Genomic DNA, 20,626 nt, shown 5'->3' on the forward strand with positions numbered 1-20,626 from the left:
GGCTCGGCTGCTCGGATGTCCACTATGGGGAATTTAAGAACCAACTATAGTTCAGTATTTGACCCTCACCTATCGTTACAATGCACACTATGAGGTTTTTTGTCGTCGCTGTTGTTGTCTCCTACAACCGTTCGAAACTCCTTCAGGAGTGCCTGGATGGCATAAGCGGCCAGTCCCGCAAGCCTGATCAAGTCCTTGTCGTGGACAACGCCAGCGAGGACGGATCGGCAGACGTGGTCTTGTCGCACCCCTTGAAGCCTGACCTGATCCGTTTGCATCATAATATGGGCGGTGCAGGAGGGTTCGTGGCTGGAATGGCAGCGGCCCTGGCGAAGATCCCTCCTCAGCGCGAAGCCTACCTGTGGCTGATGGATGACGATGTGGTGCCCCAGCCTAATGCCCTGTCCGGTTTGCTCGATGCTGCCTCAGAGGCTCGCGCCGATAATGGCTCCTGGCCGTCCGTTTTGGGCTCTGAGGCTGTGTGGATCGATGGCAGAGTGCATGGGATGAACAAGCCTCGTCGACGTCTGCCGATCAGAAGAGGCAGACCGCAGCTGCAGGCCAGCGCCCATGCCTACCAGGTCCGCTCCCTATCCTTCGTATCCTGTCTGGTGAATGTCAAGGCCATCCAAGCTGCAGGAACCCTGCCGCGGGCTGCCTACTTCCTTTGGAATGACGACTTCGAGTACACTTCCAGACTGCTGAAGGCAGGCGTCGGCTATTACGTTCCTGCCAGTCGGGTATGGCATAAGACCAAGGTCTTTGGCTCCAGCGATGCCGACCCTGGTTCTCGCTTCTTCTATGAGGTGCGCAACAAGATATGGATGTTCCGATTCAGCAGAGGCAATTTCACGGCGATTGAGCTTCTGGCACTGCTCGTTGCTACTGGCAGACGGTGGCTTCTTACCCTTGTCAGGGCGCATGATCGGCGGCAGATCCTGCATTGTTTGTCTCGAGGATTCAAAGCCGGCATGGCTGCACGCCCTGGCAGCAATCATGATCTGTTTGCCCAGGAACCCGATGTTCAGGCACTGATCGACAGTGTCGATCAGGGGCGGCAGGCGGTGATTCGGTAGAGCTTCGCCCGGCCCTGGCTGTCGACCAGTCGAAGGGCTTGCGGAACGGGATGAAGGCTATTGAAGATCTGATGCTGGGGATCATTGACAACATATGGTCCGCCCATATCCGCATACCAGTCAATGTGATGATCGGTCAGGATCCTGCACACCTGTGGGTCTGAGTCTATGTGCTCGAAGTTTGTGGCCAGATAGGCATGATCGTGGTCCCAATTCATGTTCAGATGAGCGTAGAACGGTGTGGTACCGCCGACAGCTAGCATATATCCGCTGCCATTCCATGGGTCGGACAGGACTTGCTCGCGGGCTGACACATGACGGCCCATTCTCTTCATCAGCAGGAATTCGTCAGTTGACAGCATCGGGGCATCCGCGTTGTTGGCTGCGAAGGCATATGTCGAGCCCAAAGTCTTCTCCATGGAGTCCGACTGCGGATTCACGGCGCAGATCAGCACGGCTACCAGGGCTGCCAACATCACAGCCGGCAGCGATATCATCCTTTCGGCTTGCGGTGCACGGTGTTTCACGGCTTCGATGGCATGCTCCAGGGCCATGCACATGATGGGTATGGCCGCTACAGGCCAAGCAGAGAATAGGCGACGTTGATCCTTGTACCACAAAGCAGTAAGGATTTTGGCCCAATCGGCATGGGTGCCTGCGCAAGCCACGAAGACCAGGCCCAGCAGCAGGAAGGAGGACACAAGGATCATATCCTTTCTGCTGTGGTGCAGGCAGAGCACGATCAGAGCCAGGATCAAGGCCAGAGCCAGGGGCCAGTAGACCGGCAGCCGATGGTTGCCTGAATCGATGGGCTGCCCCAGCAGGAAGCGCATCATGGCGGATGGCAGGTCTTCCGTGGGCTGTGCCGGGCCGCCGTTGAGATGATCCGATATTTTCCGAGCGGGACCACGCAGGTACAGATTGTGGAAGATCTTTAGCCCTATAGCCAGCACGACCAGGAATCCCGCAGTCAACGCCCCGGCGGCTACGCGGAAACGATGCTTGTTGATTGTAGCCAACTTCCTTCCTGCCCGGATCAGCCAAGACAGCATCAGCGGCAGCACAAGAAGAGCGCCGGTCATCATGACCCTGAAATGGCAGAAGGAGACGGCGACGATGCTGAGAAGAATCCAGGCAAGGCCAACTGCTGATCGGTGGCTTTCCTGCCATCCGTGTGTACACCAGGACCAGGTAAGCGCAACGAAGATGGGCAGTATGACCTGGCCGGCGAACATGGAGTATAAGGTGCCCCAATCCAGCAGGAGGAAGGGGAAGCCCGCGCAGCATGAGGCGAGTACCGGTGCGAGCAGATCGCTCCATGCATGTCTGCCCAGCAGGGTTCTGATCAGAAAGAGCATGGAGACCGGCCATATCAGAGCAGCAAAGATCAGCCAGGTGCATGTGACGGCGCTGACTGCCGTCGCAGGTCTGTAGGCCAGCGCTCCCATGGCAGCGAATTCCTGAAATGCTATGGGGTATATTTCCCTGATGGGCGGCAGAGCGTGCAGGGATGAAGCCTGACCGGTGAGCACGATTCGTGCCACTACGTTGTAGTGGAAGACCGAGTCGTAATTTTGCGTGACCTGATCCGGCGAGGGCGCGGCATGCATCAGCCTGATGCCGATGTTGCAGGCAGCCAGCGCTGTGCCGATGACTGCCGGAAGGAAGTGCCTCAATCGAAGTCTGGGTTTTCCTTCATTCTTAGGAGGCGTAGAGGATTCTCGGCCAACTCCATTTGAAGTGCGAAAATGATCGAAAAGCTGACGTGCCAGGAGAATGACGGCAATGAGTATTATGGCCGAAAGCCCGTAGGAACGCCAGTTCCAGGATATGCCGAGCGGCTGGAAGAGCACGCCGTCAATGCCGGCAAGTGCGATGGAGGCCACAGGGCCAAGCGCTATTACGAAGATGGGTTTGCGGTAGCCCAGTGCTGTCACCAGCAGGCATCCGGGCAGGTACAGCGCTGTGATGATGAACAGCAGCAGTGGCCAGGATTGTTGCCAGGTCATCAGGGTTGATTGCATGAGTCACTTCTTTCGGCTGTCATTCACCGACTTCCCATGGAACCGGTTGAGCAGGGTGGTCATGATGGCATACAGACAGCCGCGTACTTGGTCCGGAAGCAGACGGTAGCAGGCGCGGATGAGAATGTTTCTGACATATTGTGTCGGGCTGATGAAGCCATCTTGCAGAAAATCGTTTTGGAGCCGCAGCTCGTCACGGAACATGCGCATGCCGCCTCTTCGATGATACATAGCCGTATTGGATCGATAAAGGACCAGAGGTTCCTTGATGTTGCCGATATGTTCGCCAGCGACCAGCATGGTTTCCCAAAGACGGTAATCTTCGAAGCGCCCGGCATTCTCCGGGTAACCGCCCACCCTGCGCACACTGGTTTTGCGAAAGGCCACACTGGGGTGGTGCAGGGGGGAATGCAGCGTAGCATATGTCCGAAGTTCGGATCCTCCCTCTGGCAGATATCGGATCCGGCCGGGAGCGTGCTCGTCTTTTGAAAACTCCTGGATGGCGCTGCCCAAGGCATCTAAACCTGATGAGGCCAGCAGGGGGATGAGCACGCTGAATCTTGATGGGCGGGATATGTCGTCGCTGTCTGCCCTGGCCACCAGTTCGTACTTGCAGGACTTCAACCCGATATTTAGGGCGTGGGCAAGGCCTTTATTGGCCTGCAGCCGCACAATCGTGAACTCGGGCATCTGATCGGCTCTGTTGGCGTGGACCAACTGCGTCTTCAGCCCAGTCGGATATCCATCAATCAACTGGGACAGTTCTCTGCTCAATGGACCGTCGCACACAATGACTACCTGATTGGGCATCAGGATTTGTTCGATGGTGTCGGATTTCAATGCGCGGGCAACGAAAGAGGGCGTGTCCCCGGCATAGACAGCCATCAGGAGGGAAAACGGAGTGCGACTCTGGTTCCTTGCGCTCATGGCAGTGCCGCCGCCTTTCTTCGTGGATTACTGCGTCGATTCTACATGCGCCCATGCTGGCGCGGTCCTGGCAGATCTGTTCTTCCCAAAAGGTCAGTCCATTACCACGTACTTGGTCATGATTGTTGGCGTGGATCTGGTTGCTGTAAAAACTTGCGCTTCCAGCGACTGGAGGTTGTACCATCAGGTCGATTGAAGATCAAGGAAAGGCGGGACTGCTATGACTGTTGAGGATAAGACAGTGCTGATCACCGGTGCTTCGTCCGGCATCGGGGAGGCCACGGCGAGGCTGTTGGCGCAGCGAGGGGCCAAGGTGGTGCTGGGCGCTCGCCGCAAGGATCGGCTTGATGAGATTGTCAATGATATCGTCCAGGCGGGTGGCCAAGCGGCCTCCGTGGCTTTGGATGTTACCGATAGGCAGGCCAATGAGGACTTCGTGGCTTTCGCCAAGAAGCAGTTCGGCGGGGTGGACGTGGTATTTCTCAACGCTGGGCTCATGCCTAACTCGCCACTGTCTGCCCTGCATGTGGACGAGTGGGAACGCACCATCGACGTCAATCTCAAAGGCGCGCTGTACGGCATTGCTGCGGCCCTGCCGGAGTTCACCGGGCAGCGTCACGGGCAGTTCATCGCTACCTCTTCGGTGGCTGGTCTCAAAGCCTATCCAGGCGGAGCGGTCTACGGGGCAACCAAGTGGGGTCTGCGTGATCTGATGGAGGTGCTCAGGATGGAGTCCGCCCAAGAGGGGACCCATATCCGCACCTCCACCATTTATCCAGCGGCCATTCGGACCGAGTTGCTGGATACCATCACAGACCAGCAGACGCTGGCCAATATGAACAAAACATATGACAGCTATCAGATCGATCCCGAACGGGTGGCTCAGGTGGTGGCCTTTGCCATTGATCAGCCTGAGGATACCAACGTATCGGAATTCACCGTCGGCCCGACCATTCAGCCCTGGTGAATTCCTTCGCTGCTGCCCTTAGTCCTTGCTGGAGGGAAGAAGACGAATGCCTGCTTGGGCCATGGCCTTTCGAGCCTCGACGCCCTGATCCTCGCTGACAGGGACGGTCAGATCCTCGAAGACCGTGACCTGGTAGCCCAGTTTTGCGGCATCCAAGGCTGTCTCCTTGACGCAGTGAGATTCGGCGATGCCGGCTACGTCCACCTGGTCGACTCCTGCCTGCGCCAGTGCGTCGGCCAAGGTGACTCCCGATGACTTGGCCGCAGCGAATTCCTCCCTGCTCTGGATTCGATCAGTGTTGTCCTCGATGCCTTCGAATCCGGAGTAGGCGGCGGAATACTGGCCCTTTTTGAAGTGATGGGCGATGCCCAGCTCCCGAATTCTGGGATGAAGCTCCGCCCCGGGTGAGCCGGCCACGCCGTGCTTGGGCCAGGTGTCCACAAAATCCGGGTGATCAGACCAATGGGATCCGGGTTCGATGTGCCAATCCTGGGTAGTGGCCATGTAGGCATAGTCTCCGGCATGGTCGTGGACGTAGTCGGCGATTTTGCCAGCTGTGGCGTTGCCCCCTTCGACTCCCAGCTCACCTCCTTCGCAGAAGGTCGGTTGAACATCTACGACAATCAAAGCCTTGGACATGGTGATCGCTCCCTTGGTCGATGCTGACGATAGGCAGAGGGAATACCGTTTGAAGCTCGGCAGGCATTCCTCTTACGGATCAGTCTAATTCTTGCAGATGCGTCGGTCCTCCCGCTTGCGTGCATGTGGACAGGTATTACGGCGGTTCCGCCTCCTGCGGCCAAGATGATAAAGGGGCAGCAAGGGAGATCAAACGTGGCTGCGTCATGCGGATCCATGCGAACTTTTGGGGTGTTTGCTTGGTATCCTAAGTGCCAGGATCGTACGGGGCTATAGCGGGTGCTTCCGGGGCTGCCTTCTTCCGTACGATGACGGAGCGGGCATCGTTCCAAGGGAGGAGATGCAGGTATGAGAATCAATGAGTTTGGACAACCTATTGGGGATATGATTTCGTTTGCCGGGGCCATGATGCCGGAGCCTGTCCAGTTGACCGGCAGAACCGTTCTGGTAGTGCCCTTGGATGAAAACCAAGACGATGCCTTCTATGAGCGGATTTTCGGTCCCCAATGCGACAAATCCATCATGACCTATAGCACTCACGACCTTTACCCTGATAGACCAGCATTCGACTCGGGATTCGCATCCATGCTCGAAAGTCGGGATCCGCTCTTCTTTGCTATTCTCCGCAAGCCGTCTGCGCCTGAACTTGGTGCAGATCAGCCTGCAGGCGGGAAGGACGCCGATATGAGCGAGCATATGAAGCTTCATGATTCGTCTGATCTGTTGGGCATGTATGCCTTGCAGCGGATAAGGCCCGACATGGGAAGCGCAGAAATGGGTCATGTCATTTACACTAAAGAGCTGCAGCGAAGCAGGCAGGCTACCGAGGCCCAATATCTGATGGCTCGGCATGTCTTCGAGGACTTGGGCTATCGCCGATATGAGTGGAAGTGCGACAGCCTCAACGCGCCCTCCCGGGCGGCGGCGCTGAGGCTGGGATTCAAGGCTGAAGGCCGGTTCAGAAACGACATGGTCTATAAGGGCCGAACTCGGGATACGGATTGGTTTTCCATAATGGATAGTGAATGGCCGGCAGTGAAAAAGCGGTTGGAGACCTGGCTTGATGATGACAATTTCGATCATGATGGCAGGCAGAAGCGCCGTCTGCAAGACTGCTGAACTTCTGCTGATCTGCATGCAGCCGCTTATGGTTGCACTGCTGCATCCTTGATAAAGCCGAAATAGGCATTCATGGCTCGGGCTGTGGGAGTGTCATTTCGGCGCATCAGTGCAAGCGGAGCCCCCTCGAATAGCACCTTGCCGCCCTCACTCCCGGCTCCTGGGCCCATGTCGATCACCCAGTCGGCCTGACCGATGAAGCGCAGATTATGTTCTATAGCGATCACAGTAAGACCTTTGTTGGCGATGAGGCTGCGCAAGAGGGCAATCTGCTGCAGGATGTTTGATTCATGCAGGCCGCTGGTAGGCTCATCCAAAATCAGCGTCTCATGAATTCCGTCTTTGAGCAGCTTGGCCAGCTTGAGGCGTTGCAACTCACCGCCCGAGAGCGTATCGAGAGCCTGCCCAACGGATAGATAAGACAGCCCGACATCCTCCAAGGCTCTCATGGCTGGGCCCAGCACCTCACGATATTGGCGTGAGGCCTCGCTGGCATTCAGTTTCAGCACCTGGGCGATGCTGAGACCGCGATATCTGGCAGACAGAGCCTGCAGTGAATACCTGGTTCCGTGGCAGCTTTCGCAGACAGTGCTGGTGTCACCCATGTAGGCGATATCCAGAGTGACGACTCCCTTGCCCTTGCAGACTGGACAGGCTCCGGCAGCGTTGAACGAGAAGAGTGAGGGGGACTCGTCTGCGGCTTTGGCGAAGGCCTTGCGCAGCGGGTCGAAGACGCCCAGGAAGGTCAACAGGTTGGAGCGTCCACTGGCCTTGATCGGCTTCTGGTCCAGGAGTATGGCATCATGCTGAGCCATGAAGCCTTCCCTGATCAGCGTGCTCTTACCTGAGCCGGCCACTCCGGTCACCACGGTCAGCATATGTCTAGGTATCTTGGCGCGGGCTCCTCTGACGTTGCGGGCAGTGACCTTGTCTATTGCATAGAAGCCGTGCGAAGGCGCCGCCGGTTCTTTCGCCGAGCCTGGATCTGACAGGGCTCTGCCAGTGGCTGTGCCGCTTTCCAGCAGAGACTGATAGTCCCCTTCAAAGACGATCCGTCCGCCTTCGCTGCCTGCTCCTGGCCCCATGTCGACGATATGGTCCGCAATGGCGATGAGCTCGGGGTCGTGATCCACGATCACTACCGTATTGCCCCTGTCTCGTAAGCCCTTGAAGATTTTCTTGATCCCGATCAGGTCATGGGGGTGCAAGCCGACACTTGGTTCGTCGAAGATGTAGAGAACGTCATTCAGGGGGCTGTTCAGGCAGTTGGCGATTTTCAGACGCTGTCCCTCTCCTCCGGAAAGCGTAGAGGTGCCGCGCTCCAGACTCAAGTAGCCCAGACCAACTGTTATCAGGTTGGCTGTCTTGCGCTCTAGGTCCTGCAGAATGGTGTCAGCCTGATCGTCATGAATCTTCTTCAGCCATTTCTGCAGGTCGGCCACACTCATGGCGGAGCAGTCGGCTATGTTCAATCCCGCGATCCTTGCCGAGCGGACCTTGGCGTTGACCCTGGTCCCTTGGCAGTCGGGGCACTGGGTGATCCGCGTTACCGGCTCCAGCTCATGCTGGTATTTGTCGTTGCTCTGATTGATGAAGGTCTTGGTGATTCGAGGCACCAATCCTTCATACATGGCTGTCTTATGCCAGGCGGGGCCTGGGTGTGCCGGTTTTTGCCTCTTGCCATAGAGCAGGAAGTCAAGGTCACCGCTGGTCCATTCCCGTAGGGGCAGATCGTTGTCAAAGTAGCCTGAATCCGTATACCTGGTCAGTCTCCAGCCTCCCGGCTGGAAGGTGGGAAAGTTGATTGGTCCCTGCTTTAGTGAGAGATCCATATTGAGCAGGTGATCAAGCAACAGACTGCGCACCGTTCCCAGGCCTTGGCAGGTCGGACACATCCCCGCAGGATTGTTGAAGGAATACGTCATGGAATACCCGATGAAGGGCTGGGCCATGCGGGAGAACAGCAGGCGCAGAGCCGTGTAGATATCGGTGTAGGTGCCTACAGTCGAGCGGGCATTGCCCGAGAGCTGCTTCTGGGTTACGACAATGGAGAAGGGCAGGTTGTCGATTCGCGCGACTTCCGCAGGTTGATACTTGGGCAGGAGCTGCTGAATGTAGGAGCTGTAGCTGCGGTTGATCATGCGCTGTGACTCGGCCGCCAGAGTGGAAAACACGAGAGACGACTTTCCTGAACCCGACAGGCCTGTGACCACGGTGATGGCCCTCTTGGGTATAGCCAGCGAGACTTGCTTGAGGTTGTGCGTGGAGGCCCGATCAATAAATATGCACTCGGTCCTCATTGGGCGACTCGCTCCTGGCGCAGCTTGGCGATCAGCCTGTTGGCAAGGGCAGCGAACTCTTTCTGTTCGTCTTCGGACCAGACTTGTCGGGCATCCTCCTCAAGGGTCTTATGCTGTTGATCGATGATGTCGAGCATGTCCCGGCCATCCTGGGTCAGGCTGGTCTCCAGCTCGCGCCGATCATGAGTATCCGGCATCTGTCTGATATATCCAAGATCGCGCAGCCTGCTCAGATTCTTGGAGACTTTGGATCGGCTCATGCCGAGCCGTTGTCCAATCTGCGAGGGCATGGACGCTCCTGTACGCAGAACGGTGAGTATGTCGAACTGCTGCCAGGTGATGCTTCCCGGATTGACCCTGTTGCGCTCTGCCACGAATTCGCACTGCAGATACATGAGAGCCTCGTAGAGGGAGGACGGCTTATTTAATTTCATTATAGAAACTATATCATATTGGAAACTGTCTGCTGATAGATTGGGCTCATCATGCATCAACTTCAATTCCGCCCGGTTTTCTTGGTCTGCTGAAGGGGTAGGCGGACTTTTTGACTGCATGCCTGAGCGTCACTCCACTGCACTCCGGTACCGAACACTTATGGATTTCCTTGTGCCAAGGCTGATCCTGAGTGGAATTCTGCTGCTTATAGAATGGCTGCGTATGTGCAGCGACTGATTATCCCGCTATCCGTAGAATCTAATGCGAACTAGGCTTTAGCGCATAGGGCCTTCTACCGGTTTCAAAGTGGACCTGATCGATGGTTGGATTGCGATTCCCCCGAGCAGGACTACACAGCAGCGAGACTTTGCAGTGCTGGCTATGATCTTCGAGTTGCTGGATTGTCAGGGCAAAGATCAGCCCGCCATTGTCGAAAGCTGTATCGCTGCTCGTGGATTGTGTCGGCCTACCTGGAGGGGACTATGCCGGATGCCCCCCAAGTTTATTGTTGTTTGTTTCGGGATCATCGAGAACCTTTGGCCAGAATTTCTTCCAAGGTCGCATCCGTTTGGCGTATGGCGCATTCTGACTGGGTCATGCCCAAGGGGGCTAAGGCCTTCCGCACCTCCGTCTCGCTTCCATTCATGACCCGTAAGGTTTTCCCGTCCAGAGTGACTGGCAGGTTGGCCTGCTTCAACAGTGCAAAGGCGTCCCGCCACCTGTTTGTATGGACCATGATGGAGGAGTGCCCGCGTAGGACTTCTTCCAAGGTCCCTTCCGCCTGCGTGTGGCCATGTGAGAGAATAAGGCAGCGGTCACACTGTGATGCTTCGCTCATATAATGCGTGGTTACCAATATTCCTACACCGTTGGCGGCTGTACGGTGAAGCTCACGCCACAAACGCATTCGTGATACGGGATCCATTCCCGAAGTGGGTTCATCAAGAACCAGCAGTTTTGGCTGGTGCTCGGCAGCGATGGCATAGGCTAGGAGCCGTTGGGAGCCAAGCGGCAGATTACCGACTGGTCGCTTTCCTAAAGAATCAGCATAGAGGGCGGTCCATCCGCGCGCTGCCACCTTATAGATATCAGCCGAAAACTGCATGTTTTCCCTAGCGCTCAATGCTCGGTAGAGTCCAAGGCCTTGAGGGACATATCCTATAAGTCGACGTGTGGAGAAGCTGGGCTTTCCCCCGAACATGGACACCCATCCCTTGTCCATGGTCTCAAGCCCAAGAAGAATCCTGATGAGCGTTGTCTTTCCTGCGCCGTTCCCGCCGATAAGCCCAAGTATCTGACCTGGGTTGACCTGCAGCGATACCTTATTGAGAGCCTTGAACGATCCGAATTGCTTGGTGATCGACACAGCGTTGACGCAGGGTTTGCTGGTATGGATGATGGATGCTGAAGCCTTGCAGGGCTTGTCTGTAGAATCCGATTCCGACGTTGCTGACGCAGAAGCAGTGGCATGCCCCTTTTCTTCGTCGGAGAGAAGAAAAGCGATGGATGCATTCTCCAAGTCAAAATCGGTGCGGCGAAAATCTTGAGGTGCTCTGCTGTCCTTTGGCGATGTCCAGATATAAACGGTATCGCCCCTTTGCCAGTTATGGTAGGCAACCTTTGAAGGGCGTGCTTGCAATGAGGTTCCGAAGGAAGATTGCAGGATCATCGGCTTTCCGATGTCGAGCGAGGCCTGCCATAATTTGCCTGGTGCATCGTTCTGCATAGCTTGCGGATCGCCCACATACAGGGGTTTTCCTTGGTTCATCAGATACAGAGTCGAGGCACGGGCCGCCTCGTCCAGATATGTTGTAGCGAACAAGACGGTCCTGCCCTCGACCGCTTGGGATGATATCAGAGCAAGAATGTCTTCGCGGCTGGCCGGGTCGACGCCTGTAGTCGGCTCGTCGAGCAGGAGGAGGTCGGGTTCGTGCAGTGCTGCCATGATTACTCCGAGCTTCTGGCGCATTCCTCCTGAGAGCTGCCCTCCCAATCTGTTCCGTGCGTCCATCAATCCTGCACTTTCAATTAAATAGTCAATGCGTTCTTGAGCGTGCGCAGAGTTCATATGGTAGGCGCCAGCGACAAACCGTAGATTTTCCAGCACGGTCATGTCGCGCCATACTCCTGAATCCGCAGGTTGGTAGCCGATGCGTTCCTTGCTGGGCAGTCCTGCAATCTTCCCGGAAGCCGCTTTCACTCGGCCAGCCAGCAGCTTCAGCAGAGTGGTCTTGCCCGCGCCGTCTCCGCCGGTGAATGCGGTCAGGCTGCCTGCAGAGAATGTCCCGGTGAAGGAATCAAGCGCTTTGACTCCATTAAAGGAGACATTGATATCCTTCAATTCAAGACTATTGTTCTGTCTGCCTATTTCCTTAACGTCCTGATCCTTGCTCATCGTGCCCCTCCTCGAGTGAGTAGGCGGCGCAGTTTCAGCGAGGCGAGGGAGAACAGCACCACTGCTTCAGCGGACAGTATCGTCACGGGCAGCCATAGCGACTCCCATGTCGACCCGCGAAGCATGATTCCCTGGGCCATCTGATTGAACCATGTAAGCGGAATTATGTACCCGATCCATCGAACTGATGCCGCCATGGATTCAAGCGGGAAGATGATGCCGCCAAGCAGCATTTGCGGCATGACAATCATCATTGCCATCTGTACAGCCTGTCCAGAGTTTTGGGATATGGTCGAAATGAAAATGCCTATGCCCAGCACTACAAACAGGAACAGGACTGTTCCCAGCAGAAATATCCAGAAATTGCCACGGAAGGGAATCCCGAATACCCATATGCCCAAGATGGTGATGATAGCCATGTCTGCCAAGGCAAGCAGGAAGTAGGGGGCTATCTTCCCGATAATGATGCTGAATGGGTTCAGTGGCATAACAGCGAGCTGTTCCAACGTGCCCTGCTCCCGTTCTCTGACCAGTCCGATACTGGTGATCATGGTGCCGATCAGCGTTATGATCAGGCCGATAAGTCCCGGAATCATGACAAAAGAGGTTTTCAAGTCAGGATTGAAGAAGATCGTCATGGCGGATGTGCTGGCATCATTGGAATGGGCACTGTTCATTTCCTTTGACATGTCGCTGTTCTTTTCCAAGGGCAGCTGAGGTCTTGGCGGTGCGGGCTGGCCCTTTGCCGCTGCCTGCTGGGCGGCGAGCTGATACTCCTGTAGTTGCTGCTCGAACTGTCTCATTTTTCCCTGCTGCGTTTTCAGGGCATTCTTTTTGGCTTCCTTTGCGTTCTGCTGCATATCTTCGCCAGCGAGCTGCAATACCGTTTTTCTGGCGGACTGCGCGGCGAATAGACCTGAACCGTCGATGTAGGCATGAGCGTCTGTCCCCAGAATTCCGCTCTGCTTATCTGCGGCATCGCCCTTTACGGTGATGACTGCATCCGCCTTTCTGTCTCGCAAAAGAGTCTCGGCGTCGTTTCTTCCATGCATATGCTCATCGGTGCTGGTGATGGTCATTCCGTCCTTGCAAGCATCGTATTGCTCCAGCTTTTCAGCGTATTGATCCGCGTTTTTTCCGATGACAATGACTGAAACCTTCTCAACTGAAAAATTCGCGGCATAGCCAAAGATGAACAGAAGAAGCACTGGCATGAGGATAAGCATGGCCAGAGTTCTTTTGTCACGCAAGAGCTCTCTGAACTCTTTGACGATCACGGCGGTCATGTTCTCTCCAATCACTCTGTCTCTCAGATCGGCCTTCGTGGCCGTTGCGCACTTATTCATCATCGATGAACAAATCGTATATTAGCACATATTCATCATTGATGAATTCTTGAGTTTCAGTTAGTATCTCCTATAGGAAATAAAGGATGGAGAACATGTCAGCCGCGGGAAAGCCAAGCACGCGAAAGTCGCTTGAAAAGAAGAAAGCAAGTCCTGATAAAACGGCGGTCAGGGCTGCTGAACGTGTAAACGAAGGGGATTGCTCTCGTAGACAGCGACGCGGGCGCCCTGGTAGAGCGAAGACTTCCGCTACGCGGGAAAACATACTTGAAGCGGCCTGCCGGGCGTTCTCCACCAGCTCATTCGATAAAGTCACTATGCGGGGGATAGCCCGGGATGCCGGTTGTGACCAAAACCTTCTCTACTACTATTTTGGCAACAAGGATGATCTGTTCTCTCGATCCGTTGAACGGATAATTTCGAGCAACCAGCTTACGGTCGATTTTGGTCTCGACAAACAGACTCATAAAGCGCCCTCGCGCATTTCGGGAGCGGAATTCATGAATCACTTATTCCGATTTCTGGAACATTCCCCGTCAGGAGAAACATATATACGCATAGTGCGCAACGCGGCAGGCAATGATCACGTCCTTCGCCTTTTGGTGAGCACCATATCGCAGCAACTCGCTAAGGCGCATCCTGGACCTGCTGATATCGATCATAAAGATGAACGCATGATGCTCATTGCATCGCAGATATTCGGCATCGTCGTTCTGCGGTATGTATTTCGGCTGGAACCACTGTCCTCCACGCCGACTCGGGAAGTGGAACAGGCCGTCGCGCCGGTGATCGACCATTACCTATATGGTGAAATCGATTTTTCAGGATGAGATCATGAATGGTTATGCCAAATTATGAGATTGACATTATTCTCGTGGTCTGAACTGCGCTTGTTGGAATGACTTACTCTATGAGCTGCCTTATCTCAGTCTGTCCCTGCAGTTATTCATCGCCTGAGTAAATAATCCGATACCACAAATGCAGAAATCCCATATGACTGGGTATCGCAGACCGGTTATTGGATGAACTTTTTTGAATTTAGAGATTGGGATAGTTGACTCATCATGAAATCCAACAAGAGGGGTCCTTGCCGGAATTCTCAATGCAGTTATTTAATCATTGGTTTAATGCACACTGGGGAGAGCAAGCGGACCGGACCATTTGTTGCATGGAATTCTCTCTATAGGATTGCTGCGTGTGCAGCGCGAGGCAATATCCTATCTCGCTCTTGTTGATTCAATCTTCTTTAGAATTTAGCAAGTCAGTCACGCAGGCTTGTTTAGGATTCTTGTCCTCGTGGCTTGACGTGGATAAGGATTCTCTTAATCATCCAGCATTTCTGTGGCATTCGGCAGCCCCCTTCGAATCCAGACTGCTTCTCGGCTGCAGACCAACACCATTCGGAATAGCTCAAGACCAAAGAGATACCAGAACCCGTCAAGCAGGGAAATGCTGAGGACGCAGAAAACGACTATTGTGCAGGGCAAGGCCAGGAATTCGACAAGGAAGAGAAAAGCGTTATCCAATACTGGGCGAAGGAAGCCTTCGGTAACCGAATCTGTTATGCTCTTGCAGGCGATATATCCCAAAAAGGGCAGAACGATTACATGCATCTGCGGCCACACCCTTGTGCTGATGCCTGGTTGCATCAACGGTATGACGCTTATGTAGATGAACGAAATGCAAACTGATATGAGGCCGATCATCACATTTGCAGATCGCATAACCTGCAATCTGCCGTGGACGTACTCAGCGCTTAGCCCAGAAGAGGCGCCTATCAGCCTGGCGACCAGAACCGCCAGCGACTTTGTATATGCCTCAGTGGGAATGAGGATGATGTACACGGCATTGTTCAATAACGCATATGCAGTATATGCGGGAATATCGAGTCTGCCGAAGCTTGAAGAGATGATGATGGTGGATATGTTCCACAGCATTACTGAAAGGCCAAGTGGCACGCACTGCTTCGTATAGGATTTCCACGAGTATTCATAGGCATGTCCTCTGACGGAAACCGATCCACGCATCTGATGCAAGAGCGGGAAAAGCAGCATCACGACCCTTGCTGTTTTTGATAGCAGCATTCCCAGGATGATGGCAAAAATGCCGAGATGCATGCAGAAAAGGAAGAAAACCGAAGCTGATAATTTAATTGAGAATTCGCAGAGATATATAGATAATACTGTTTTCTGCTTCTTCATATTCTGAAGGGCATATTCCGCCACCGTGCCCAAGGTGCTTATGGCATATGCGACTGTGGCCCACCTGACATAGGTGGTCATCATGTCTGCGGCATCCGGATTATGAATCATTGCAAAAGACACGGTTTGCGATGTTATGAAGAGTCCCGAACCAACGATCAAAACGAGAACACCGGTAAAGACGAAACATCTCGAGACGGCAGTGCGTATCTCTGATCTTCGACCTGCTCCTTCAAGCCTGCCGACTATAGTCCCGCAGACGTAGGCTGGACACGTGACCAGAGCTTCATACAGCCAGATGACTTGAGAGCCTGCCGAGACGGCTGACACCTCGCGCTCGCCGACAAAGCCGAGCAGGAAGGAGTCGCAATAAAACATGACGTTAAAAAGCATGCTTTGAAATAGCAGGGGCACTCCAATAGCCGCATTGCGCAAGCATGTTTTGAAAGTGTCGCTCATGTGCCGAGTCATCGCCCCGCCCCGGTTCCGAACTTGGCGGGGAAGCGACCGGTACCGGTGATTTGCTCAAGTAAGCTCACCTGTTGCAAAAATGCATGGGTATTAATTTCTAGCTGGTAACAGGGCTGAGCGTAGTTTCGCCCGCATTTGCCGTAATTCTTTAAAAGCATGGCCCTGAACTTTCTTCGTCTCGCCCTGCTCGCAGCGTCTGGTCGCCTCCGGACATCACTGTCTTTCGAGGCACTGAGGCGATGAGGACCCTTATGGCGACAAGACCGTCTAGCTCACTATATTAAACGAACAGCTAAGATCAAACAAAGCGGAAGAACAGGATCGACAACGCAAAGGATGGCAATGCCGATATATGAGCGTACAAAAAGAGTCTTGGACCACTGTCCAAGACTCTACTGGCGGAGGATACGAGATTCGAACTCGTGAGGGCGTGAACCCAACACGCTTTCCAAGCGTGCGCCATAGACCACTAGGCGAATCCTCCAAGGCTGCAATGAACGGGGCCATAGCCTGCGTTACCCTGATCAAGGCAACTAGGAAATAGTAACACAGGGCGGGGATTGCAGGCCAGTTCAGACGTGTCGTCGGCAGTCCCCGCTCTCTTGCTGTTCTACTTGATCTGGTCCATGGAAAGGCCGAGGGCCTCAGCCACGCGCTGGCCGTAGTCGGAGTCGGCCTGGTAGAACTGCCTGGTCTCGAGGACCTGGATCTCCTGGTCATCGACGGATCCCAGGTTGTTCTTGATGGTCTGGATCAGACGGTCCTTCTCTTCCGGGCTCATCAGCCTGTAGAGACGACCGGCTGCGGAATAGTAGTCCTTGTCATAGGGGCGGGAGTACTCGGTTTGCCCTTGGATGGCATCGCCATGCATGCGGGCATCGTTGTCCTCCACAGGACCACCCTTGCTGTTGGGTTCGTAGTTGACCGATCCATCCTGTCCCTGAGACATGAACCCATCACGCTCGTAGTTGTGGACCTCGTTGATCGGGCGGTTGATGGGCAGCTGTTCGTAGTTGGCGCCCAGACGGTAACGCTCGGCGTCCTTGTATCCGAATAGACGTCCCTGCAGCAGCTTATCGGGCGATGGCTCGATGCCGGGAACGAAGTTGGCGGGGGAGAAGGCCGCCTCCTCCACATCATCAAAATAGTTGGTCGGGTTGGTGTCCAGCACGAACTCGCCGATTTCAATGCGCGGATAGTCCTTCTTGGAGACCACCTTGGTCACGTCGAAGATATCGTCCTTATAGTCCAGCCCCTCCTGATAGGGCAGGATCTGTACGCAGACCTTCCACTTGGGGTAGTCGCCCCGGTCGATGGCATCATAGAGATCATGCAGGAGGAAGTCCGTGTCCTTAGAGGCGGCCTTGGCGGCGGTCTCATCGGTCATGTTCTTCACGCCCTGCTCGCTCAGGAAGTGGTACTTGACCCAGAACTGCTCGCCCTTCGCGTTGACCCACTTGAAGGTGTGGCTTCCGTAGCCGTTCATGTTCCGATAGCTGGCCGGGTTGCCCCTGTCGCCCATCAGATAAGTCACTTGGTGAACAGACTCGGGGGAGTGGGACCAGAAGTCCCACTGCATCTCCTGGCTGCGCAGGTGGGTGGCCGGGTCACGCTTCTGCGAGTGGATGAAGTCGGGGAATTTCAGGGGGTCGTTGACGAAGAATACGGGGGTGTTGTTGCCCACCACGTCGTAGTTGCCCTCCTGGGTGTAGAAGCGCAGGGCGAAGCCTCGCACGTCGCGCAGGGTGTCGGGATAGCCGGATTCGCCGGCCACTTGGGAGAAGCGCAGCAGGATGGGCGTGGTCTTGCCTGCTCCGTTGAATACGTTGGCCTTGGTATAGGCGCTCATGTCCTTGGTCAAGGTGAAGGTTCCCTTGGCTCCGGCCCCCTTGGCGTGAACTACGCGCTCTGGTATGCGCTCGCGGTTGAAGTGCGCCAGCTTTTCAAGGAGCTGATAGTCCTGCATGAGGATGGGTCCGCGGGTGCCCGCCGTCTGGCTATGGTTGTTGTCTGCCCAAGGCTGCCCCTCGTTGGTTGTGAGTTTGTCGTTCATATTTGCTCGATTCCACTGACATCTATGATTTTTGCGACCGACGGTTCCATGCGGGGCTGGGTCTGCGACCCGGCTCTTGGCTAACCGCGTGATCGCTGATAGCAGGACTCTTGATAAAATCCTGCTATCTTCCACCGTATCTGAAGCGGAATGGAGTTGGTGGATATGCGCGCTGAGCAAGAGGCAGATATCCTACTAAGCAAGCAAGGCGTTTATGGCACCGAAGAGTGACGACACCGAAGAGTGACGGGCCTGTTGCATGCAGAATTGCGGGGAAGCCGCCGGCATTGCCTTTTCCATCCGGCAAATGGCGGCGGCTCTCATCGGAGCACTGGCGCTCAGAGCATCTGTATCAGTTCGCCTACATCCTGGATGACCAGCTGGAGGTTGAGCCCGGTCAGGACGGCCACGACAATCCAGGCCAGGAAGGCCATCCATCGAGGGTTGGCGTACTTGCCCATGATCTTCTTGGAGGAGGTGAACCAGACCAAGGGGATCATGGATATGGGCAGGGCAACGCACAGGAAGACCTGGGAATAGACCAGCAGGCTATCCAGAGCGGACTCCTTGCCGCCGAAGGCTATGGTGCAGATCAGCACGGGAATGATGGAGATTACACGGGTGACCAGCCTGCGCAGCCAGAGAGGGATCCTCATGCGGATAAAGCCCTCCATGACGATCTGTCCAGTCAGGGTGCCAGTGATGGTCGAATTCTGACCGGAGGCCAGCAGGGCTACAGCGAAGAGGGTGGAGAGCAGTCCGGATGCGACCGGACCTGCGATGGTCTTGTCGCCAAGGGCGTTGTAGAGGGCAGTGAAGGTGTCCAGCCCTTCACCGTGTCCGAAGAACATGGCCGCACCCAGCACCAGCAGCAGGCAGTTGACCACGAAGGCTGCGGACAGCTGGATGTTGGAATCCCAGGTGGCGAAGCGGACTGCGTTGGCAACCTGGCCGTCGTCGTTTCGGTCGAAGTCGCGTGTCTGAACGATGGATGAGTGCAGGTAAAGGTTGTGCGGCATGACTGTGGCGCCCACGATGCCCAGAGCCATGGTCAGCTGTCCGTTGCCCAGGATGGCTTTGTCGGGGATAAAGCCGCGGAGGACCGCTGGCATATCGGGCTTGGCCAGGAAGACCTCGTAAAGGAAGACCGCCATGATGACCAGGATCAGGGTGGCTACGATGGCCTCGATGCGGCGGAAGCCGATCTTGGTCAACAGCAGGAGGATGAGCACATCCAGGACGGTCAGCGTCACGCCCAGGATCAGGGGAATGCCGAAGAGCAGCTTCAAGGCGATGGCACCGCCGATCACCTCGGCGATGTCAGTGGCCATCACGGCAAGCTCCGTGCAGATCCAGAGAGCGAAACTGACGCGGCGGCTGGTGTGCTGGCGGGTGGCCTGGGCCAGGTCCAGACCGGTCACGATTCCCAGCTTGGCCGACATGTACTGCAGCATCATGGCGATCAGGCTGGAAATAAGGATGACGCTCATGAGCAGGTAGCCGTATTGGGCGCCGCCGCCGATGGAGGTGATCCAGTTGCCGGGATCCATGTAGCCGACTGCCACCAGAGCGCCTGGGCCTGAGAAGGCTGCCAGGTTCTTCCAGAAGGATGAGGTTGAGCTGGGCACAGAGACCGTGGCGTTGATCTCCTCCAGGGAGCGCCCGTTGGCCGTCTCGATGATGGGACGGGATCGGTGCTGCCGACTCGATGGCGGGGTCCTGACTTCGGATCCGGCTGGGCTAGCGGACCCCGAGGCGGGTCGGGTCTTGGTGTTCGGCATGTCACCTTCCTTGATTCTGGACCATGGCGGTCGTGCGGCTGGCTATAGACTTCGACCCTTCGAAGTCTAATGGCGCTCGATGAAGAATACCAGAGATGAACTGTGACAATGTCGAAATATGCCTGCAGGGGTTGCTCGCGGGTCGTGCTATGGACCTGTGCTATAGACTGTGGAACATGGGAATCGCCGAACTGTCTTCCAGCGCCCAGGATTACCTCAAGGTCATCTGGGATCTTCAGGAATGGGATCACGGCCCTGTAAAGCCCACTGCGGTGGCCGAAAAGACGGGCATGAAGCAGTCGACGGTCTCAGGTGCGCTGGGCCGTTTGGTCGATGCTGGTCTGGTCGCTCACCGGCCTTACGGCAAGGTAGAGCTGACAGAGACCGGTCGTCGCTATGCGGTTACCATGGTTCGGCGCCACAGGCTGCTGGAGACCTTCCTGGTGCAGGTTCTCGGTTATGGCTGGGATGAGGTGCATGAGGAGGCCGACCGCCTTGAGCACGCTGTATCCGACAAGATGATTGACCGCATCGACGACTATCTGGGACACCCCACTGCCGATCCCCATGGTGATGTCATACCCTCGGCCGAAGGGAATCTGCCCCCCATACCTACAACCACAAGGCCCCTTTCAGAAGTATCTGCAGGGTCGACGGTACGTGTGCAACGAGTCAGCGACGAGGATCCACGAATATTGCGCACGCTCAGTAATTATCATATAGGACCTGGCTGTCTGGTGCAGGTGGAAAGTCGGCAGGCTGATGATGAGTTAGCCGTAAGTTTGACGGGCACGCGCCCCGGATCCGGTCTTACTTCGGGCGACCTCCTTGTGCTGCCTAGAGAACAGGCGGCACTGATTCAGGTAAACCTCGCCTGAACAAAAATCATTGG

General features: G+C 55.5%; 15 protein-coding genes and 1 tRNA gene. 5 read left to right on the forward strand and 11 right to left on the reverse strand.

Going from position 1 to position 20,626, the window contains the following annotated elements; all coding sequences use genetic code 11:
- The first annotated feature begins 80 nt into the window (after positions 1-80).
- Complete coding sequence (locus tag ACUIAD_RS03700; RefSeq protein WP_445343714.1) at positions 81-1,076, forward strand: glycosyltransferase; 996 nt, start codon at positions 81-83, stop codon at positions 1,074-1,076.
- Here ACUIAD_RS03700 and ACUIAD_RS03705 read toward each other — a convergent pair.
- Both ACUIAD_RS03705 and ACUIAD_RS03710 read right to left on the reverse strand, forming a co-directional pair.
- The gene (locus tag ACUIAD_RS03705; RefSeq protein WP_146208594.1) at positions 1,049-3,085 is read right to left on the reverse strand and encodes a DUF6541 family protein; all 2,037 of its coding nucleotides are present in this window, start codon (positions 3,083-3,085) and stop codon (positions 1,049-1,051) included. The two genes, ACUIAD_RS03700 and ACUIAD_RS03705, sit on opposite strands and share 28 nt — an antisense overlap.
- 18 nt (positions 3,086-3,103) lie before the next feature.
- The gene (locus tag ACUIAD_RS03710; RefSeq protein WP_445343715.1) at positions 3,104-4,027 is read right to left on the reverse strand and encodes a glycosyltransferase; all 924 of its coding nucleotides are present in this window, start codon (positions 4,025-4,027) and stop codon (positions 3,104-3,106) included.
- 220 nt (positions 4,028-4,247) lie between these two features.
- Here ACUIAD_RS03710 and ACUIAD_RS03715 point away from each other — a divergent pair, with 220 nt between their 5' ends.
- On the forward strand, positions 4,248-4,994 hold the full coding sequence (locus ACUIAD_RS03715) for an SDR family oxidoreductase (protein ID WP_110451594.1): 747 nt from the start codon (positions 4,248-4,250) through the stop codon (positions 4,992-4,994).
- Positions 4,995-5,012: 18 nt separating this feature from the next.
- Here ACUIAD_RS03715 and ACUIAD_RS03720 read toward each other — a convergent pair whose 3' ends face one another.
- On the reverse strand, positions 5,013-5,633 hold the full coding sequence (locus ACUIAD_RS03720; protein ID WP_110451595.1) for an isochorismatase family protein: 621 nt from the start codon (positions 5,631-5,633) through the stop codon (positions 5,013-5,015).
- A gap of 348 nt (positions 5,634-5,981) precedes the next feature.
- Between ACUIAD_RS03720 and ACUIAD_RS03725 the strand changes: the two genes are divergently transcribed.
- Positions 5,982-6,752 carry a GNAT family N-acetyltransferase gene (locus tag ACUIAD_RS03725; protein ID WP_445343716.1) on the forward strand — a complete coding sequence of 257 codons (771 nt, stop codon included), beginning with the start codon at positions 5,982-5,984 and terminating at the stop codon, positions 6,750-6,752.
- A 26-nt stretch (positions 6,753-6,778) separates the two neighbouring features.
- On the opposite strand, the gene ACUIAD_RS03730 is transcribed toward ACUIAD_RS03725, so the two are convergent.
- The 4 genes from ACUIAD_RS03730 to ACUIAD_RS03745 form a co-directional block, all read right to left on the reverse strand.
- Positions 6,779-9,052, reverse strand: a complete 2,274-nt coding sequence (locus ACUIAD_RS03730) for an ATP-binding cassette domain-containing protein (protein ID WP_445343717.1) — start codon at positions 9,050-9,052, stop codon at positions 6,779-6,781.
- Positions 9,049-9,486 (reverse strand): MarR family winged helix-turn-helix transcriptional regulator, encoded by a 438-nt coding sequence (locus ACUIAD_RS03735; protein ID WP_445343718.1) that lies wholly within the window; start codon positions 9,484-9,486, stop codon positions 9,049-9,051. The genes ACUIAD_RS03730 and ACUIAD_RS03735 overlap by 4 nt, the downstream gene beginning before the upstream one ends.
- A 524-nt stretch (positions 9,487-10,010) precedes the next feature.
- The gene (locus ACUIAD_RS03740) at positions 10,011-11,882 is read right to left on the reverse strand and encodes an ATP-binding cassette domain-containing protein (protein ID WP_445343719.1); all 1,872 of its coding nucleotides are present in this window, start codon (positions 11,880-11,882) and stop codon (positions 10,011-10,013) included.
- Complete coding sequence (locus ACUIAD_RS03745) at positions 11,879-13,168, reverse strand: ABC transporter permease (RefSeq protein ID WP_445343720.1); 1,290 nt, start codon at positions 13,166-13,168, stop codon at positions 11,879-11,881. The genes ACUIAD_RS03740 and ACUIAD_RS03745 overlap by 4 nt, the downstream gene beginning before the upstream one ends.
- A 146-nt stretch (positions 13,169-13,314) precedes the next feature.
- Here ACUIAD_RS03745 and ACUIAD_RS03750 point away from each other — a divergent pair, with 146 nt between their 5' ends.
- Positions 13,315-14,058: a TetR/AcrR family transcriptional regulator gene (locus tag ACUIAD_RS03750; protein WP_445343721.1), complete on the forward strand. Its 744-nt coding sequence runs from the start codon at positions 13,315-13,317 to the stop codon at positions 14,056-14,058.
- A 492-nt stretch (positions 14,059-14,550) separates the two neighbouring features.
- Here the strand turns inward: ACUIAD_RS03750 and ACUIAD_RS03755 are convergent, their stop codons facing one another.
- The 4 genes from ACUIAD_RS03755 to ACUIAD_RS03770 all read right to left on the reverse strand — a co-directional run bounded on the left by ACUIAD_RS03755 (position 14,551) and on the right by ACUIAD_RS03770 (position 19,734).
- The gene (locus tag ACUIAD_RS03755; protein ID WP_445343722.1) at positions 14,551-15,888 is read right to left on the reverse strand and encodes an MATE family efflux transporter; all 1,338 of its coding nucleotides are present in this window, start codon (positions 15,886-15,888) and stop codon (positions 14,551-14,553) included.
- A 408-nt stretch (positions 15,889-16,296) separates the two neighbouring features.
- A tRNA-Ser gene (locus ACUIAD_RS03760) sits at positions 16,297-16,384 on the reverse strand.
- Between the two features lie 126 nt (positions 16,385-16,510).
- Complete coding sequence (locus ACUIAD_RS03765; RefSeq protein WP_445343723.1) at positions 16,511-17,953, reverse strand: catalase; 1,443 nt, start codon at positions 17,951-17,953, stop codon at positions 16,511-16,513.
- 338 nt (positions 17,954-18,291) lie between these two features.
- A complete protein-coding gene (locus tag ACUIAD_RS03770) occupies positions 18,292-19,734 on the reverse strand; it encodes an Nramp family divalent metal transporter (protein WP_445343724.1) in 1,443 nt (480 codons plus the stop codon).
- Between the two features lie 176 nt (positions 19,735-19,910).
- Between ACUIAD_RS03770 and ACUIAD_RS03775 the strand changes: the two genes are divergently transcribed.
- Positions 19,911-20,612 (forward strand): metal-dependent transcriptional regulator, encoded by a 702-nt coding sequence (locus tag ACUIAD_RS03775; RefSeq protein WP_445343725.1) that lies wholly within the window; start codon positions 19,911-19,913, stop codon positions 20,610-20,612.
- Positions 20,613-20,626 lie beyond the last annotated feature (14 nt).

The sequence above is a fragment of the Bifidobacterium sp. ESL0819 genome (assembly GCF_052606245.1).

Coding starts and splice junctions, on each gene's coding strand:
- ACUIAD_RS03700 (WP_445343714.1), top strand. CDS start 81: ATGCACACTATGAGGTTTTTTGTCGTCGCTGTTGTTGTCTCCTACAAC.
- ACUIAD_RS03705 (WP_146208594.1), bottom strand. CDS start 3,085: ATGACCTGGCAACAATCCTGGCCACTGCTGCTGTTCATCATCACAGCG.
- ACUIAD_RS03710 (WP_445343715.1), bottom strand. CDS start 4,027: ATGAGCGCAAGGAACCAGAGTCGCACTCCGTTTTCCCTCCTGATGGCT.
- ACUIAD_RS03715 (WP_110451594.1), top strand. CDS start 4,248: ATGACTGTTGAGGATAAGACAGTGCTGATCACCGGTGCTTCGTCCGGC.
- ACUIAD_RS03720 (WP_110451595.1), bottom strand. CDS start 5,633: ATGTCCAAGGCTTTGATTGTCGTAGATGTTCAACCGACCTTCTGCGAA.
- ACUIAD_RS03725 (WP_445343716.1), top strand. CDS start 5,982: ATGAGAATCAATGAGTTTGGACAACCTATTGGGGATATGATTTCGTTT.
- ACUIAD_RS03730 (WP_445343717.1), bottom strand. CDS start 9,052: ATGAGGACCGAGTGCATATTTATTGATCGGGCCTCCACGCACAACCTC.
- ACUIAD_RS03735 (WP_445343718.1), bottom strand. CDS start 9,486: ATGAAATTAAATAAGCCGTCCTCCCTCTACGAGGCTCTCATGTATCTG.
- ACUIAD_RS03740 (WP_445343719.1), bottom strand. CDS start 11,882: ATGAGCAAGGATCAGGACGTTAAGGAAATAGGCAGACAGAACAATAGT.
- ACUIAD_RS03745 (WP_445343720.1), bottom strand. CDS start 13,168: ATGACCGCCGTGATCGTCAAAGAGTTCAGAGAGCTCTTGCGTGACAAA.
- ACUIAD_RS03750 (WP_445343721.1), top strand. CDS start 13,315: ATGGAGAACATGTCAGCCGCGGGAAAGCCAAGCACGCGAAAGTCGCTT.
- ACUIAD_RS03755 (WP_445343722.1), bottom strand. CDS start 15,888: ATGAGCGACACTTTCAAAACATGCTTGCGCAATGCGGCTATTGGAGTG.
- ACUIAD_RS03765 (WP_445343723.1), bottom strand. CDS start 17,953: ATGAACGACAAACTCACAACCAACGAGGGGCAGCCTTGGGCAGACAAC.
- ACUIAD_RS03770 (WP_445343724.1), bottom strand. CDS start 19,734: ATGCCGAACACCAAGACCCGACCCGCCTCGGGGTCCGCTAGCCCAGCC.
- ACUIAD_RS03775 (WP_445343725.1), top strand. CDS start 19,911: ATGGGAATCGCCGAACTGTCTTCCAGCGCCCAGGATTACCTCAAGGTC.